The following is a 17069-nucleotide window of genomic DNA, read 5'->3' on the forward strand; positions in this document are numbered from 1 at the left end:
GATGAGACTAAAAAGTTTTTCTTTAGCTTAGAAAATCGATTAAAATATTTTAATTTCGATAAAGTGATCCAAAATTGAAAAATAACGACTAGAATAACTCAATATTTAAAAGTATGAATTATTCAGGTCTCTTTATAATAATTATTAATGAAGGACAATGCAAGTTAATTGTCAGTAAAAATGATTGGTCAAATGATGAATTGAGTATTATAATCTTTATATTCGCATTTTTTGATTGCAAATTTTTAGACGAAGGAGTTAATTGATTGGAAAGTTTTATGATCGGATTCAATGCAGTCATACCAATGATGCTATACATGTCTTTAGGTCAGTTTTTTACACGCGCAGGTTTCATTAAACAAGACGCTTATGCTCAGTTTAATAAAGCGATCTTTTCTTTTTTACTGCCATTGAATTTATTCTCAAATGTTTATAATACGAATATTGCGACGGATTTTAATGGGTTAACTTTATCTTTTAACATTATTTTTGCTATTGTTGCATTTATTATTTTGGCTTTTATTGTACCTATTTTCGAAAAATCAAATGCAAAACGAGGGGTCATTCTTCAAGGTTCGATTCGTTCAAACGCGATTTTATTCGGTTTACCAATGGGAATAGCTTTACTCGGTCAAGAAAATTTAGGGATGGTAACGATTGTTCTAGCAACCATTGTGCCTTTAAATAATATCTTCTCTGTAATTGCTTTTTCAATTTATACTGATGAGAAATTCTCATTGAAACGAACAATTAAACAAGTATTGACTAACCCAATGGTTATCTTTACTTGCGCAGGGGTAATTGTTGCAGTATTAGGATTCAAGTTCCCTAATGTGATTGAAACGACGATGGGAAATTTAACACGTATGACGCCGCCGCTTGCACTCATTGTTATGGGTGGGACGTTTAACTTTGGTAAACTAAAGGATGCTGACTGGTCTCTTTACGGAACTGTTCTTGCACGATTAGTAATTATTCCTACGATTGCTTTATTTATTGCAGGTGGTTTATTAGACTTTCGTGGAGCTGACTTAATATCAGTCTTAATCGCGACGGCTGGACCAACGGCTGTATCTAGTTATGCTCAAGCAGTTGTCGCCGGCGGTGATGGCGATTTAGCAAACCAAATTGTTGTCTTCACAACGGTCGCTTCAATGTTCTCGCTTGTTGTGTTTATTATGATTTTAAAGAATTTAGCTTATTTCTAATACGATGGGCTATCAAGGAAACACCAGACTTTTCTGAAGTTTGGTGTTTTTTATGCTTTTTGGATCTTAAGACAAATGGACTTGCGGTTCGTCTTTAGTTGAGCTAACTCAAGACAAATGGACTCGCCGTTTGGCTTTAGTTGAGCTAACTCAAGACAAATGGATTCGCCGTTCGTCTTTAGTTGAGCTAACTCAAGACAAATGGATTCCCCGTTTGCCTTTAGTTGAGCTAACTCAAGACAAATGGACTTGCGGTTTGTCTTTAGTTCAGCTAACTCAAGACAAATGGATTCGCCGTTTGGCTCTTGTCACAGAAAAAAATCGTGTCAGCGAGATTCCTCTCACCGACACGATTCATCTGTATTATTTAGAACGGTTATTGATATTGATTGCTCCTTGGCGACCACCAATGGTGATGTTATCACCTAATTTGATATCTCCACTTAGCATCATTTCACTTAACTCGTCTTCTATTTGTTTTTGAATTGCGCGACGGATTGGTCTTGCTCCATATTCTGGATCGAAGCCAGCGTCAGCAATAATTTCTAGAGCTGTCTCTGTTACACGGGCTTCAATCTCAAGATCATGTAGACGGTTGATGATATCTTGCGCTTGTAATTTAACAATCTCTTTAATTTGATCTTTAGATAATGGGTGGAAGACAATAATTTCGTCAATACGGTTAATGAATTCTGGACGGAATCCACGTTTTACTTCTTCCATAACGCGTGCTTCCATTGCCTTGAAGTCATCTGTATAGTCCACAGCACCGAATCCGACTGATTTGTCATCACGAAGAGCTGTTGCTCCCATGTTCGAAGTCATGATGATAATTGTGTTACGGAAGTCGACACGACGCCCTTTACCATCTGTCATATGACCATCATCAAATACTTGTAATAACATGTTAAATACATCTGGATGGGCTTTTTCAACCTCATCTAAGAGAATCACACTGTAAGGTTTTTGACGAACTTGCTCAGTCAATTGACCTGCTTCATCATAACCAACGTATCCTGGAGGTGAACCTACTAAACGAGACACACTGTGTTTTTCCATGTATTCAGACATATCCACACGGATCATATTGTCCTCGCTACCAAAGATAGATGAAGCTAAAGCTTTCGCTAATTCTGTCTTACCTACCCCAGTTGGGCCTAAGAACATAAATGACCCAATTGGTCGTTTAGGACTCTTCAAGCCACTGTATGCGCGGCGGATCGCTTTAGATACTGATACAACAGCATCATCTTGACCGATAACACGTTCATGCAACTCTTCTTCTAAGTGAACAAGACGTTTTGATTCGGCAGCATCTAATTGTTTTACTGGGATACCTGTTGAAATAGTAATTACTTCTGCGATATCTTCAGGACTCACTTTAAGAATTGCTTCACCTTCACCCTTATCTTTGCTTTCTGCTTTCGCAGCTGCTTCGATTTGAGTTTCAACTTTTTGTTCTTCTTCACGGATTTTGGCTGCAGTGTCAAAATCACGGGCTAAGATAGCTTTTTCTTTTTTATCGGATAATTCGCCTAATTTTTTCTCAAGGTCGCTTAAGTTTGTACTGTGCGTCGTTGCATCAATACGTACTTTAGCTGAGGCCTCATCAATTAAATCAACGGCTTTATCTGGTAAGCGACGTTCAGTTAAGTAACGTGTACTTAATTTAACCGCTGCTTCGACCGCTTCATCAGTAATTTCTACATTGTGGTGTTTTTCGTAACGTTCTTTAAGTCCATGAATAATTTGAACAGACTCTTGTTGAGTTGGCTCATCGATTTGAACTTTAGAGAAACGACGTTCTAAGGCTGCATCTTTTTCAATGTGTTTTTGATATTCATCTAAAGTAGTTGCACCAATGATTTGAATTTCTCCACGAGCTAATGCTGGTTTCAGGATGTTTGCTGCGTCAACAGCACCTTCGGCTGATCCTGCCCCAATTAATGTATGTAACTCATCAATGAAGAGAATTGTATTACCATCTTCAGTAATTTCTTCAATGATTTTCTTCATACGTTCTTCGAATTCACCACGGTACTTTGTTCCCGCAACAAGTGAACCCATATCTAACATCATTAAACGTTTGTTAGCAATGTTTTCAGCCACTCCACCAGATACAATACGTTCTGCTAGACCTTCGGCGATTGCCGTTTTACCAACACCAGGCTCCCCAACTAATACGGGGTTATTTTTTGAACGGCGACTAACAATTTGTATGATACGACGGATTTCATTCGCACGTCCAACCACTGGATCTAACTTCCCGTCACGCGCTAATTGTGTTAAGTCACGTGCAAGTGAATCTAAAGTTGGTGTTGTCGAACTTGTCGCTCCATTTTGTTGCTGTTGTTGTTTTTGACGTCCACGACGGCTATTTTGAACGCGTCCTGTTGAATCGTTCACACCAACCATTTCGTAGATTGTTTTTCTTAATTCATTTAAGTCGATACCTAAGTTCTTTAATAGAACTGTTGCTAAAATTTCTTCTTTTAACATGCCTAGTAATAAATGCTCTGTTCCAACTTTTGGCACACCTAAACGTTTCGCATCATTCGATGCATTCATAATAATTTTCTTCGCACGTGGTGAGTATGGAATAACAATATCCCCTTGCATACGTGGAGCATTCACTTTACCGTGAATAATTTCTAATTCAGTTAGTAACGTTTGGTAATCTGCACCCATGCCACGTAAAGCTTTTCCAGCAATACCTGACTCTTCACGAGCTAGACCTAATAAGATATGTTCTGTGCCTACAGCCTGATGTCTTAAGTAATACGCTTGCTCAGCAGCAAAAATCATTACTTGGCGAGCACTTTCAGTAAATAATTCTTCAAACATACTTTCACCTCTTTATTTATATGTAATTCGTAATTGTTCTAAAAACTTCGACAGAATCAAAGCTCTTGCTTCTTGTTCATGTAACGAGATTGTTTGTAGTAATGCTTTATCAATCACCGATAGTATTAATGCGCCTTCTCGTTCTGTCATTATACTATGGTTGACTAATGTTTCAATAATATTGTTTGCACTGCGGTGATTTATACGCGTTCCTATCATTTGTATCATATCGTCAAGGGCGTCGATTTCATCAACTAACTCAACTTTTAGAATCCGTATATAACCCCCACCACCTCGTTTACTTTCTACCATATAGCCATGTTCTTGAGTAAAGCGTGTATTAATAACATAGTTAATCTGTGAAGGTACACAATCAAATTGTTCTGCAATATCACTTCGTTTGATTTCAATTCTTTCACTATTTTTCAAAAAGCTTTTTAAATAAGCTTCAATAATATCCGACATATTTCTTTGTGCCACTATGATCCCCCTTCCACTAACATTGACTATCTTTGACTATTATATAATAAAAAAACTTTCTCGACAACTATTCAGTTTAAGGAAAGAGAACTTTAATGAAGTGATTGCGTGCCTTCTGACCTTCTTTGACCATTATAGCATATCCATTGAAAAAATCAACATTTTGAATTGAAAAAGAGCCCTAAATCTATCTTAGATAGACATCAGGGCTCCATTTTGTTTAAATATCTTGAATATCTTCAGGTGTCAATATTTTATGACGGAGGGCTTCAAATGGCTTTAATTTTAACCCTTCTTCTTCGTATTCATTCATTAGAGAACGTTCTTTGGCTTCTTCCCGAATCTGTTTACGATAGCTTATATCTAAACTGAATAGTTTATAGATTGTTGCAAAGACCGGTACCCCAAGTAAAATCCCTGAAATTCCGAACAAGCCGCCACCGACAGTTACCGCTGCTAAGACCCACATACCTGGGAGGCCGATTGAATCACCGACCACACGCGGATAGATCAAATCTCCTTCGAGTTGTTGAACAACAATAACGAAAATGAGATAGATTAATGCATTAATTGGCGATACGGCAAATTGAATAATCACACCTACAAAGCCGGCTAAAAAGGCACCGACTAAAGGAATAAACGCTAACGCACCTTGCAAGGCTCCGAGCATGGCTGCATATGGCATTTGGATGGCCCAAAGTCCAAGCGATACGATGAAGCCTAGAATAAAAGCCTCAATGACCGTTCCTGTAATATAGTTGGAAAAGACATCGTCAGTCACATTCAAGATGTTCTTAACAATTCTTACTTGCTCATCACTCAAATATGAAATCAGGATATCATTGAAATTTTTACCCAGCTTTTCTTTCGACACTAAAATATAAAGGGCAAACATCACTGACAATACAAAGGTTGTCACAGCTGAAGCTGAACTAGATAAAAGTGATACAGAAGACTCCGCTACACCTCGAAGCAGTCGGTTTCCAATCTCTGCAAAACTAGACATCACACTACTCCAATTAAAGTCCACTTGCTCCATTAAGTCATTAAACATCGGGATAAGATGTTGTTGCTCTTCAACCCAAGTTTGCACAGAATTTGTCACGGTCGGCACCGCTTCAACTAATGTTGATATTGCTGTAATTAGTTGCGGAACAACTAAACCAATGATTCCCGCAACGACTAAAGTAATGACTAAAATTGAAAGTACAATCGCCAGCGGACGGCGAGTGTGTTGCAACCATTTTTTATCCGTATTGGGATACAATCTTTTCTCAAACTGGTTCATGAGTAAGTTCAAAACGTAAGCCATCATTCCCCCTAAGACAACTGGGAAAGCAACTTGCCAAACAACTCCAAAGGCACTTGCTACTTGTGACCAATTGAAAATAATTAAAATAATAACCGCAATAAATAATACCTTTGCTATAAATTGCTTATCAAGTTTAAAATGATTCAAAAAAACACCTCTCTCTTAGTTATAGAATAGGCTAAGAGAGAGGTGTAGTCAATTAAATTTGTTTATTGTTTCTAGTCTTTATTAGACAGCATTATTATGTGTTTCGCTTGCTGTTTTAGCACCAGCAAAACCAGCGAATGAAGTAATAAACATTGCAGCTAATAAGCCTAAGAATACATATAATGAGTATTGAGATGTTTTATTTGCAACTTCTTCAGCAACTTGTGCACTTTCAGCAAAAGCTTGTTCAGCTTGTACTTGTAAGTCTTCAACTGCTGTTTGTGCATCATTCAATGCTTGTTCAGCTTCTTGACTTGCTTGTCCATAAGCTTCTTGGATATTCGTTACGGCTTCCTCTGCTTCTTGTTCAGATAAATCAGTATTATTTGAGATTGCTTCAGTTAAAGCATCTTCATCTAATTCTTGACCGATTTCGTCAATACGACCTTGGATATTGCTAGTGACGTTCTCAATCTCTTGTTGTGGATCTTGTCCATTAACAACAATATTGTATCCAGCTGTTGACACATCATCAATTGTCGCTTGAACTTGATTATCTAAGTAATCAGGTTGTAATTGTTCAATTTCAGTATCTTCTAATACATCTGTCACAGTTTGTTCTAAATCTTGTGAATCAACATTGATTTCTTGAGCGATTGAATCAAATGCTTCTTGAGATAATGATCCAACAGTATCAGCTGTTCCTGAGATTGCATCTCCTGCAACTTGTCCTGTATAGCCTAAAACTGTTCCTAAAGAATTAAATGCCATACCAACTGCGGATGTCATTAAAGCAAACATCACAATGACACTTACTGCCCAAGTTAAGAAACCATGGATAAAACCAGCTCGATTAGCTGTAATCCCTGTTACATAACCAGCGGCTGCTAGCGATACGATTAATGCGATAATTGTCCAAATAACTAAACTAGTCCCGACACCATCTAATGGATTTTGGCTTGTAAAATCAGGTACGCCAAAGCCAACCGCTGCTCCAATTAGGGAGAATAAAATACTAATCGCCACGAACGTTACAACACCAGCGAAAATCGCACGCCATGACATGTTATTTCCCGCTTTCTCATTAATTCCATCTAATATATATTTCTTCATCTTTTCACTCCTAAATAATTAATTATTACATAAATAATCTTATTACATTTAGATGACAAGGTCAATTATAACGGCTTGGTTTCAATGATTCTATTTATTCAACTTATTGAATATTGAAACAATATATACCCTTACAAGACATAATATTGGTGCGATTAAATGATAGTTTAAAGCCATCAAATCCATGTTATACTATAGAAAAGAGGTGAGTATAATGATTGAAACGATGCTCGGTGATATTACTCAAGTCGATCAAGTAGATGCGATTGTCAATGCCGCCAATCATAGTCTTCTGGGTGGAGGTGGTGTCGATGGTGCGATTCATCGCGCGGCCGGTCCAAAACTTTTAGAAGAAACTCGAACACTTGGCGGTTGTCAAACAGGCGAAGCAAAAATTTCTCAAGCTTATCATCTCCCCGTCGAACATATTATTCACACCGTTGGCCCTGTCTGGAATGGTGGTTACTCTAACGAAGCAGATTTGTTAGAAAGTTGTTACCGACAATCTTTACTGCTAGCCATGGAACACGGTATTCGCAAAGTCGCTTTTCCTTCAATTTCAACGGGTGTTTATCACTTCCCTGTGAATCTAGCCGCAGAAATTGCAATTTCGACAGTTAAAGATGTCATGAACGAACATCCTGATGCGTTTGATTTAATTATTTGGGTGCTATTTGATTCAGATACTAAGAAAGCATACGATGGCGCGCTTAAGAATGCTTAACAAGAAACTCCCGCTTCAAGCTAGATTGAGGCCGGGGTTTTTATTCTTCGATTTTTAACTGATAGCCAGCTAAAAAGCTCGCTTCAAAATTTCCCTTTCCACGTAAGTATATTTTTCCAAACTCATCAATTAACCCATGAAACTCTTTAGCTTCCCAAGTTGTAAACTGCTCATCTAAAGAGACTTTCTTTCGCATCGCCTTGTAGTTATCCATACCTGTCACACCTAATTCTGTGTATAGTTTCTGAGCATATTTATCTGAGACAAAGACCGGTTGTTCAAAGACATAAAGTAAAAGGACATCTGCTGTCTCATCGCCAACTCCATGTAATTTTAATAACTCCTGGCGCAAATTAATTTCATATTTTTCCGTAATTGCTTCTAGATTGTTATCGTGCTCTTGAAACCAATTTAATACCGAATGGACCGCTTTACTTTTATTTTTAAAGAAGCCGGCGGGTCGAACTAAGTCTTCTAATGTTTCTAAAGGTAAATTTAAGATGGCTTGTGGATTGAATTTTGTGGCGCTTCCGATATTGTTAACCGCACGTTTTGCGTTTGCTGCATTGGTATTTTGTATCATGATTGCTCCAATGATAATCTCAACTTTTGAATCGGCTGGCCACCAACCTGTTTCACCCATGTCATTGAGTAAAAGCTTAAATAATTCATATTGATCAATTGTCTTCATGTGCGCGCTCGCCTCACTTTCAAAATGATTGTATCAAATAAACACCCAAACGCTAAGCAGAATACTTAGGTTTGGGTGTCATTTTATTGATGTATAATTCGGTAATAGACTTGTGAAGTAATGAGGTAGAACAGTAAGTAAACGACAACAAAGACGCCTAAAACTGAACCGTAACCGATCATAAAGGTTGTTATGTTATTGACGGCTAATAGCCCTAGTAAATTAAACATTATTTTTGATGCAAAGAGCGAATGAATGACTGCAATCATAATTGGCAGTGCAAAAATCCAAAAGATTTGTGATCGAATCGTTTGTTTAATTAAATGATCAGGCAAGCCAACTTTTCGCATAATTTGGAATTTACCTTGGTCTTGGTAACCTTCAGATACTTGTTTAAAGTATAACATTAAGACCGTTCCAATAATTAGAACTGTTCCGACGATAATTCCTAAGAATAATAAGCCCCCGTTCATCGTATATAATTCTTGCGAGGTTGTTGTTCTTGTTACGACTCGAACTACACCCAAGTCCCCTTGATCAAAGATTGTATCGGTTGGAATTGCTGCTTCAATACTTTCACGAGCAGAATCATCAACGGCATTGAACACCATCGTCTGTTCTAATAGTGCTTCAGAACGCTCTCCCGTACTGATATAATTCGGGAAGGTTGATAGTAAACTTTCGACCTCTTCTATGGTTGGAAACACGACATAAGCAATTTGTCCGATATAGTTTAAAGGCATGTAACTAGAACTGATTTGTTGAACCTGATATTCCTTGTCAGCAAATTGTAGTGTATCATCTTGTTCTTGTTGAATATTTGCAGTTGTCGTTGTAAATAACACTTCATCTGGCTCTAAGTGAATATCTTCTCCATTGAGCTGATTAAAATCCTCTAAAGGAACGCCGATGATGTAGGCAAAATCAGTTGGTAAGAGTTCCTCACTCTCAGTTGTTTCACTTGGAGCTGGCATCGGTTGGAAAGATTTGTTTTGATAAATAGCCGTGACAAAGGCACTTCGAGATAGACTCACATCTTTAATATCACCGTGCGTTTGTAATTCTTCCATGATATTTGTTAAAGCTGCTTCCGCATTTTCCGGACTCGCGCCATCGGCGTATTGCATGTACCGCAATTCAATATCATGTGTCGACATTTGCTCCACTTGATCTTCCATACCTATATAAAGAGTTAAAGTCGTTCCGAGAGTTAACACAATCCCTGTACATAAGACCGCAATCCCCGCTAAGCTTGTCGCGTTCGCTTTCATACGGTATAACATCCCTGATATTGATAGAAAATGTGTCGGTTGGTAATAATATTTTTTATTTCCTTTCATTCGTTTTAAGAAAATAATACTTAAACTTGTTAAGAGCGCGTAAGTTCCGATAATCACTAGGAAGATCGCTATGAACACTTTTAACAGCGCGTCTAAAACATCTGTCGTTGTCAGTGCTACATAATAACCGGCGACTAAAGTGATTAAACCAATCAAAAGGATGAACCAACGAGATTTCGGTTCAGCTTCTCCCGCATGCGTTTGGCTTAATAATTCCGATGGGTTCAATCTCGCCAAGCGGATACTATTAATTAAGAAGATAATAAATGTGATACCACCAATAATAATGATAGTTCCAATCGCCGCTAAAGGACTAAATGGATAATCCATTAAGCCAGCACCAGTATCTTGAATTAATCTGTTTAAGACGATGAACATCACATTTCCTAAAGCATAACCCACCCCAATGGATGCAAGGCTACCAATCATCCAGGTTAATAGTTGTTCAAAGAAGATGACGCTTCGGATATGCTTATCCTCTAGCCCTAAAACGGTATATAAGGCAAACTCCATTCGGCGTTGTCTTTGAATAAAATTATTGGCATACAGAATGAAAATGACTGCCAGTAAGGACGTAAAGAACACACCCATAATGATGATTGTTGGCAATGTGGCATGTCGCGACTGCACATACTCATTGGTAATCAAAGAAATCATAATAAATTCTAAGGACATTATTAAGACTAACGCAAGAAAATATGGAAAGTAAACGGTCCGGCGTTTGACTATTCCTTGAACAGTCAATTTAGTTAATAATGAAAGTGGCATCTTACACACCTCGATCCGCAAGCATGGTTAAACTTTGTGAAATACGCTCATTAAAGTTTTGATTCGTTTCCTGTCCGCGGTATAACTCGTGATATACGACCCCATCTTTAATAAATAGAACGCGATTGGCGTAAGACGCTGCTTGTATTGAGTGCGTCACCATTAAAATCGTATTTCCTAAGCGATTTAACTCATTGAATAAGCCTAATATTTGCTCAGACGATTTTGAATCAAGCGCTCCTGTAGGCTCATCTGCCAGTAATAAAGGCGGATTAGTAATAATTGCTCTTGCAATAGCAACGCGTTGGCGTTGTCCTCCTGAGATTTCGTAGGGGTATTTTTCTAATAAATCTTGAATTCCTAATATTGGCGCAATCTCAGCGAGGCGGCGCTCCATTTCATTAATATTGGCATTTGATAACACCATCGGTAGTAATATATTGTCTTTATTTGAGAAAGTATCTAATACGTTAAAGTCTTGAAAGACGAAGCCTAGCTGCTCACGTCTAAATTCAGCCACTTTATTTTTCTTAATATTCGCAATATTTGTCCCTTTTAAATGAACGGTTCCTTGAGATGGTTTATCAAAAGTGGCGATAATATTCAGTAAAGTTGATTTCCCTGAACCTGATTCACCCATAATTGCCACAAACTCACCTTCGTTTACACCAAAATCAATTTGTTGCAAGGCTGTCGTTTGGTTGCCTCGTGTCTTATATACTTTTTTTACATTTTTTACATCTAATAACATGATTTTCCTCCATTATTTTGTCTATTCGCTAATCTCTGTTATAAGTATATGCGACCGCGTGACATCTAGCCTTTAACTAACATTACAAAAAAGGAGCCTAACCTTACACTTTTGAAAGATTAGGACGTTTGATTAAATTGGATCGTAAATTGTGTCTCCTGACCAAATGTCGACTCCACGGAAACTGGTTGATTCAAGCGTCTGGCAACGAGCTCAACTAAGTACAAGCCTAAGCCACTCGACTTTTGATTCAACTGTCCATTAAAGCCTGAATACCCCTTATCAAAAATCTTTGGCAGATCCTCTGCTTTTATTCCTCTACCACTATCTTTAATTGTTAAGGTGGCGTTTTGGGAATCATAAGAAATCCAGATTTCCTTTTGTTTCGCGTATTTTAGTGCATTATTTAAAATTTGTTCAATCATTAGACTGGTTAAATTTGCTTCAGTGACGACCTCAGCTTCAATTGGCTGGTAATGCAGTCGAATCCCATGTTGAATGAATTGCAGACTGTATTTTCTAATGAGTGGGTTAATAATGTCATCCAGTTTTCGCTCAGAGAAAACCATATCTGTCGCTGGGTTTGAGAGTTTTAAATAATTTAACGCCATATTTGTGTAATTTTCAATGGAGACCATTTCCTGTCTTAAATTCCGGATGGCTTCGTCGTCAGGATTTTTAAGGATTAATTGGCTAGCCGTAATCGGCGTCTTCATTTGGTGCACCCACATAATAAAGTATTCTTCTAATTCGTTTTGTCTCATAACACTGGCGTCTTGCAGGTCAATGAGTTCCTCTTGAAGTTGCTCTACTTTAGTTTCGAGGCGCACTTCTTCTCTAAATGAGAGGATTTGATAGCCTAAAAATACTGACATGATAATTGTTAAATTCCAAAATAATACCCAAAATACATCCATGGGAAGCGAGAAGAGTAGAAATACAAACCAAATGACAAGATGCAGTAATATAAACACTGATAGCAGGCCCCAATTCCGATTAAGAAAGCGTCGCATCATAAGGACTCACCTTCTGCATTTAATCGGTAGCCGTAATTTTTCTTGGTCTCAATGAACGAATCTAATTGGATGGCTCGCAGTTTCTTCCGGATACGGGTCATGTTTACTGCTAAAGTGTTGTCATCGATGAATTGATTATTCTGCCAGCAGTAATCTAGAATTGCTTCCCGGCTTACATACTCGCCCTTGTGCTGGAATAAAGCTGTCAGTATTTGTAATTCTGTAAAGGTTAAGCTTGCCTCGGCGTTCTTGTAGGTGATGCGTGATTTAGCCACATCTAGAATGGCACCTTCGTATTCGAAAGCATCGGACTGGACAGAGAAATCATAGGTGCGACGTAAGAGTGCTTGAATTTTGCTGACGGTAAATTGGGTGTCGATGGGTTTGGGAATGTAATCGTCGGCGCCCATCTGCATTGCCATAATCATATCCATGCGATCTGATACAGACGAGATGAAAATAATTGGCACGTCTGATTCTTTACGTATTTCGCCACACCAATAATAGCCGTTATAATAGGGTAGATTCACGTCTAGGAGGATTAAGTGAGGTTGACTTTTTCTAAAAGCTTCTATTATATGTTCAAAATCCTCAACAATATCCACCTCGAATTGCCAGCGTTCTAAAACCTTGCCCAACTCGCGCGCAATTGTTAAATCATCCTCAATAATCATAACCTTCAATTGTCTCCACCTCTTTCTATATAAATCGGCATTTGATAAACTTTGCCAGTGTTAACTTGTTCTGAGTTTCTTATACAAATAATACCACAAATCTTAATGTGTAAACATTGGACTCAAGAAGGAGGCGGGCAGGTGTAGGCGAGTGGGGACACGAAAAAACACGAAGTTATGGAGGACTTCGTGTTTTTGGGGGTGGTGGTATGTGGATTCACCAGTTCAAGAGTGTGAGCTAGCGAAGTTGGTCTGGATTCGCCAGTTCAAGAGTGTAAGCTAGCGAAGTTGGTCTGGATTCGTCAGTTCAAGAGTGTAAGCTAGCGAAGTTGGTCTGGATTCGCCAGTTCAAGAGTGTGAGCTAGCGAAGTTGGTCTGGATTCGCCAGTTCAAGCAAACGAGCTGGCGAATCCAAGTCCCCCATATTATTCCCCACCAAATGTATGTAACAACTGAATAATATGTTCAACACCTTGATAGTAATCTTCAACCCGAATATTCTCATTTGGTGCATGTGCGCCAGACTCGACCCAACCTGTTCCAGCACCTAAGATAGGTACATTTAGGTATTTTCCGAACCCATACATCGGGCCTGTTCCTGCAGAATTTAATTCTAAGATGACATTCTCTTCTCCGTAAACTTCTTTGGCAGAGTTTATCACTTGTTCTGTGAATGGATCGGATATATCCGTTCTAAATGGCTTCACTCCAGTTAATAACTCCAAGTCAACATCTTTAAAGCCATGATTATCAAAGTGCTTGCGCAACACATCATAAACCGTTTTAGGTTCATAGCCTGGAACAAGTCGCACATCAATTTTCGCCATCGCTTTACGTGGTAGGACCGTCTTCGTCCCTTGACCCGTATAACCTGATAACAAGCCACTAATTGTCATCGTTGGATAAAGAATTAATGCCTCTTGGGCAGAATAATCTAAGCCATCCGTAATTAAAGGATGCTTTAATCCATAAGTATCTATCGTTGCAGCTTCATTATAAGGAAATGCTGCAACACTCGCTTTCTCAACGTCGGTTGGTTCTGTGCGCATTTCTTTGAACCCATCAACCGTAATATTATTATCCACATCACGCAAAGTTGCTAAAGCATGGACTAAACGCCAAGCCCCATTATCAATCACCGCTGCTTGTGAAGAGTGAATATCAATATCCGCACTGACAACGGATGCTTCAAAGTAGGCAATCCCTTTAACACCGGCACTAATTACCATTCGCTCTTCGCTATCTTTACTGCCCGATTCCCAAATACAGGCATCTGCGCTGAACTTATCTGCATAATTCTCTAGATACTTATCAATATTAGGACTTCCAATCTCTTCCTCACCTTCAACAAAGAACTTCACATTACAAGGTAAGCCGCCTTCAGTATCTTGAATGGCCTTAACCGCGACAATCCGCGACATAAAGTTCGCCTTATTGTCAGACACACCACGAGCAACAATTTTGCCATCAACAACCGTTGGTTCAAAAGGATTTGTCTTCCATTCATCAATTGGATCTTCTGGTTGAACGTCGTAATGGTTGTAGAATAGTAATGTCTTGTCACTATTGCCATTAGCGCCGGCTTTGAAATAGCCGTAAACGACAGGATGCCCCCCTAGATCTCCTAGAATTTCACTCTCACCACCAGCTTCAATAATAGTATCTCTAACAAAATTGGCAGTCTCAGGAATTTCACGACCTTGCGCTGAGACGGTCTCATAGCGCAAGTACGTAAATAAGTCCTCCATATATTTGTCTGCGTAATCTTTTGCGATTGCTTTATAATCTACTGTCATAATTATTACTCACCTTTCTATATGTCTTGACTATTCAGTTATTGTAACTTCCTTCAATTGTACATCAACCATACCATCTACGAACAAGTTATTCATACGCTCACTCTTAACTTGCGGGTTACTGTAGTAGTAGATTGGAATAAATGGCATCTCATCCATTAGAATGCGTTCTGCTTCTATATACATCTCATGTTGCACAGCTTCATCTTCTTCAAACAATACTTTATCGAGGATTTCTTGATACTCGGTATTCTCCCAACCCGTTCTGTTCTGGCCTGTATCTGCTGAATAGTAATGTTCTAGGAAAGCATAAGCTGAGTTAAAGTCAACGGTTGGTCCGATGCGTCCGATTTGGTAATTCAATTGATTCATACTTTCAAAATGAACATTAATCTCAGCTGTTTCAATCGTTGCTTGAACACCTAGTTCACGTTCCCACTCACTTTGTATAAATTGCGCTACTGCCATATGTGAATCATTATCGTTCGTTTGAATAACAATTGGCATAGCGGCCGTATCATCATAACCCAACTCTTCCATACCTTGAGCTAAGTAGTCACGCGCTGTATCATAATCTGCATCTTCAAAGTATCCACGGTCTTCTTCAAAGCCAGCAACGGTTGGTGCAATGCCACCTTTAGCTGGCGTTTGCTCTCCTTTTACGACATTATCAATCAATTCTTGACGGTTAATCGCTAGTGACAAGGCACGACGAATATTGACATTCGACATAATCTCATCCGTTGTATTCATCTTGTACATATAGGTTGCACCGATCTCAGTCACATCCAAGTCACCATTCGCACGATAACTATCAATCGCATCAGCAGGAATGGTATTGAACGGAATACCAATAAAGTCCAATTCACCACTTTCAAAACTCATGTTCGCTGTCATTGAATCTTCAATAATACGTACATAAACCCCATCTAAGTCAACATTATCAACATCCCAATAGCCTTCGTTCTTCTCTAGTGTATAGTCCCCGTTATGATTCCACTCAACAAAGTTAAATGGCCCATTCGATACAAACTCCTCACCAGCTTCCGTTGCCCAAGAAGGGTTTTCTTCAACGGTCGCTTGATGTACCGGCATCATCGTTGTTTGACGCGCCGTTAATTCAATAAAGTATGGTGCAGGTTCAGTCAATGTCACTTCAAATGTCTCCTCATCCACGGCATTGACCTTCACATCTTCTTCGGACCCTTCACCCATAAAGTAAGCTTCTGCCCCTTCGATAATGAACATCTTAGACGCATTCGCTGCTGCCGTCTCAGGATTAATGATTCGTTTCCACGCATATTCAAAGTCATTTGCCGTTACAGGATCGCCATTATTCCACTGAATCCCTTCACGAAGATGGAATGTATACGTCTTACCGTCTTCACTCACATCCCATGATTCTGCCATTGCCGGTACGATCTCACCGTCATTCGTTGGACGAGTCAAACCTTCCAAAATGTTCTTAATCATTGGCATGGAATAAGAATCTGTTACAAAAGCTGGATCCATAACTGGCTCTGAAGCAACGGATAAGTTCAAAACTTTATCTTCCTGGGCTTCTCCTGTAACATTTGAGGTAAATTGATTGTAAACTTGAAATCCAATTACTGCGACAATCATCATCACAATAATTTTTTTAATATGTTTCATATGTTGTATCCTCCTAAAATTTATAAAAACAAAAAACCTGCTAAGAATGACGAAAATCTTAGCAGGTTCAAAGATACAACACAGCGTCCCATGTTATCTAAACTTATTATTCCCGCATAAGATTTTCGTCCTATGCGGCTACATGCTTAATTAGCACACCACATAGAACCTGAGTAATAATGCTGCGTCTAATAATAAGCTATTTAATTGTAATGAGTTTAGATTATTCATGAGTAGGCTCCTTCGCTTTATTTGTAACTAGTATAAATGATGATTAATTAGAAAACAACTTTTTTATCTCATTTATTTCTAATTAACTAATTTAGGTTGAAACAAAATTGCCTTATGCCTTGTCAAATCAACACAAAGGAGAATATTTTAATTTGGTTCTACAATAAATAGGGTTGATGACAAAAATTAAAATATCATCAACCCTATCTTTGTGTCTTCTAAAAGACGCAGATATTCGTTATATTAAAAGTACCACCAAATAACATAAGGAGAATATCTACGCATGAACCATTTTATCCAAAAAACCTTTCAATTAAAAGA

Annotated in this window: 13 protein-coding genes; 2 read left to right on the forward strand and 11 right to left on the reverse strand. The window is 38.5% G+C overall.

The genetic code is table 11. The annotated features are described in order from the left end of the window. Positions 1–266: 266 nt before the first annotated feature. A complete protein-coding gene (locus FEZ33_RS10145) occupies positions 267–1208 on the forward strand; it encodes an AEC family transporter (RefSeq protein ID WP_235888825.1) in 942 nt (313 codons plus the stop codon). A 363-nt stretch (positions 1209–1571) separates the two neighbouring features. Here the strand turns inward: FEZ33_RS10145 and FEZ33_RS10150 are convergent, their stop codons facing one another. The 4 genes from FEZ33_RS10150 to FEZ33_RS10165 form a co-directional block, all read right to left on the reverse strand. Further along, positions 1572–4052: an ATP-dependent Clp protease ATP-binding subunit gene (locus FEZ33_RS10150; protein ID WP_138405274.1), complete on the reverse strand. Its 2481-nt coding sequence runs from the start codon at positions 4050–4052 to the stop codon at positions 1572–1574. A gap of 12 nt (positions 4053–4064) precedes the next feature. Continuing rightward, on the reverse strand, positions 4065–4532 hold the full coding sequence (locus FEZ33_RS10155) for a CtsR family transcriptional regulator (RefSeq protein WP_138405275.1): 468 nt from the start codon (positions 4530–4532) through the stop codon (positions 4065–4067). 220 nt (positions 4533–4752) lie between these two features. Then, on the reverse strand, positions 4753–5991 hold the full coding sequence (locus FEZ33_RS10160) for an AI-2E family transporter (protein WP_138405276.1): 1239 nt from the start codon (positions 5989–5991) through the stop codon (positions 4753–4755). An 81-nt stretch (positions 5992–6072) separates the two neighbouring features. Continuing rightward, complete coding sequence (locus FEZ33_RS10165; RefSeq protein WP_138405277.1) at positions 6073–7104, reverse strand: TIGR04086 family membrane protein; 1032 nt, start codon at positions 7102–7104, stop codon at positions 6073–6075. Between the two features lie 214 nt (positions 7105–7318). On the opposite strand from FEZ33_RS10165, the gene FEZ33_RS10170 reads away from it, so the two are divergent. Next, entirely contained in the window at positions 7319–7828 is a 510-nt protein-coding gene (locus tag FEZ33_RS10170) for an O-acetyl-ADP-ribose deacetylase (RefSeq protein ID WP_138405278.1), read from the forward strand. 40 nt (positions 7829–7868) lie between these two features. On the opposite strand, the gene FEZ33_RS10175 is transcribed toward FEZ33_RS10170, so the two are convergent. From FEZ33_RS10175 to FEZ33_RS10205, 7 genes are all read right to left on the reverse strand, one after another. Beyond that, positions 7869–8519 (reverse strand): endonuclease III domain-containing protein, encoded by a 651-nt coding sequence (locus FEZ33_RS10175; protein ID WP_138405279.1) that lies wholly within the window; start codon positions 8517–8519, stop codon positions 7869–7871. Between the two features lie 83 nt (positions 8520–8602). Further along, positions 8603–10627, reverse strand: coding sequence for an FtsX-like permease family protein (locus FEZ33_RS10180; protein ID WP_138405280.1), 2025 nt, complete (start codon positions 10625–10627; stop codon positions 8603–8605). 1 nt (position 10628) lies between these two features. Next, positions 10629–11381 carry an ABC transporter ATP-binding protein gene (locus FEZ33_RS10185; RefSeq protein WP_212746696.1) on the reverse strand — a complete coding sequence of 251 codons (753 nt, stop codon included), beginning with the start codon at positions 11379–11381 and terminating at the stop codon, positions 10629–10631. A 116-nt stretch (positions 11382–11497) separates the two neighbouring features. Beyond that, entirely contained in the window at positions 11498–12253 is a 756-nt protein-coding gene (locus tag FEZ33_RS10190) for a sensor histidine kinase (protein ID WP_171031368.1), read from the reverse strand. 137 nt (positions 12254–12390) lie between these two features. Beyond that, positions 12391–13068 carry a response regulator transcription factor gene (locus FEZ33_RS10195; protein WP_328590791.1) on the reverse strand — a complete coding sequence of 226 codons (678 nt, stop codon included), beginning with the start codon at positions 13066–13068 and terminating at the stop codon, positions 12391–12393. Between the two features lie 425 nt (positions 13069–13493). Beyond that, a complete protein-coding gene (locus tag FEZ33_RS10200) occupies positions 13494–14864 on the reverse strand; it encodes a M20/M25/M40 family metallo-hydrolase (RefSeq protein WP_138405284.1) in 1371 nt (456 codons plus the stop codon). A gap of 30 nt (positions 14865–14894) precedes the next feature. Continuing rightward, positions 14895–16517 carry a peptide ABC transporter substrate-binding protein gene (locus FEZ33_RS10205; protein WP_138405285.1) on the reverse strand — a complete coding sequence of 541 codons (1623 nt, stop codon included), beginning with the start codon at positions 16515–16517 and terminating at the stop codon, positions 14895–14897. Between the last annotated feature and the right edge of the window lie 552 nt (positions 16518–17069).

The sequence above is a fragment of the Ruoffia tabacinasalis genome (genome assembly GCF_005864045.1).
GTDB lineage: Bacteria > Bacillota > Bacilli > Lactobacillales > Aerococcaceae > Ruoffia > Ruoffia tabacinasalis.

Excerpts from the sequence above, each read along its gene's own strand:
- FEZ33_RS10170 (WP_138405278.1), top strand. The coding sequence starts at position 7,319 with ATGATTGAAACGATGCTCGGTGATATTACTCAAGTCGATCAAGTAGAT.
- FEZ33_RS10165 (WP_138405277.1), bottom strand. The coding sequence starts at position 7,104 with ATGAAGAAATATATATTAGATGGAATTAATGAGAAAGCGGGAAATAAC.
- FEZ33_RS10190 (WP_171031368.1), bottom strand. The coding sequence starts at position 12,253 with ATGTCAGTATTTTTAGGCTATCAAATCCTCTCATTTAGAGAAGAAGTG.
- FEZ33_RS10195 (WP_328590791.1), bottom strand. The coding sequence starts at position 13,068 with ATGATTATTGAGGATGATTTAACAATTGCGCGCGAGTTGGGCAAGGTT.
- FEZ33_RS10175 (WP_138405279.1), bottom strand. The coding sequence starts at position 8,519 with ATGAAGACAATTGATCAATATGAATTATTTAAGCTTTTACTCAATGAC.
- FEZ33_RS10200 (WP_138405284.1), bottom strand. The coding sequence starts at position 14,864 with ATGACAGTAGATTATAAAGCAATCGCAAAAGATTACGCAGACAAATAT.
- FEZ33_RS10150 (WP_138405274.1), bottom strand. The coding sequence starts at position 4,052 with ATGTTTGAAGAATTATTTACTGAAAGTGCTCGCCAAGTAATGATTTTT.
- FEZ33_RS10205 (WP_138405285.1), bottom strand. The coding sequence starts at position 16,517 with ATGAAACATATTAAAAAAATTATTGTGATGATGATTGTCGCAGTAATT.
- FEZ33_RS10180 (WP_138405280.1), bottom strand. The coding sequence starts at position 10,627 with ATGCCACTTTCATTATTAACTAAATTGACTGTTCAAGGAATAGTCAAA.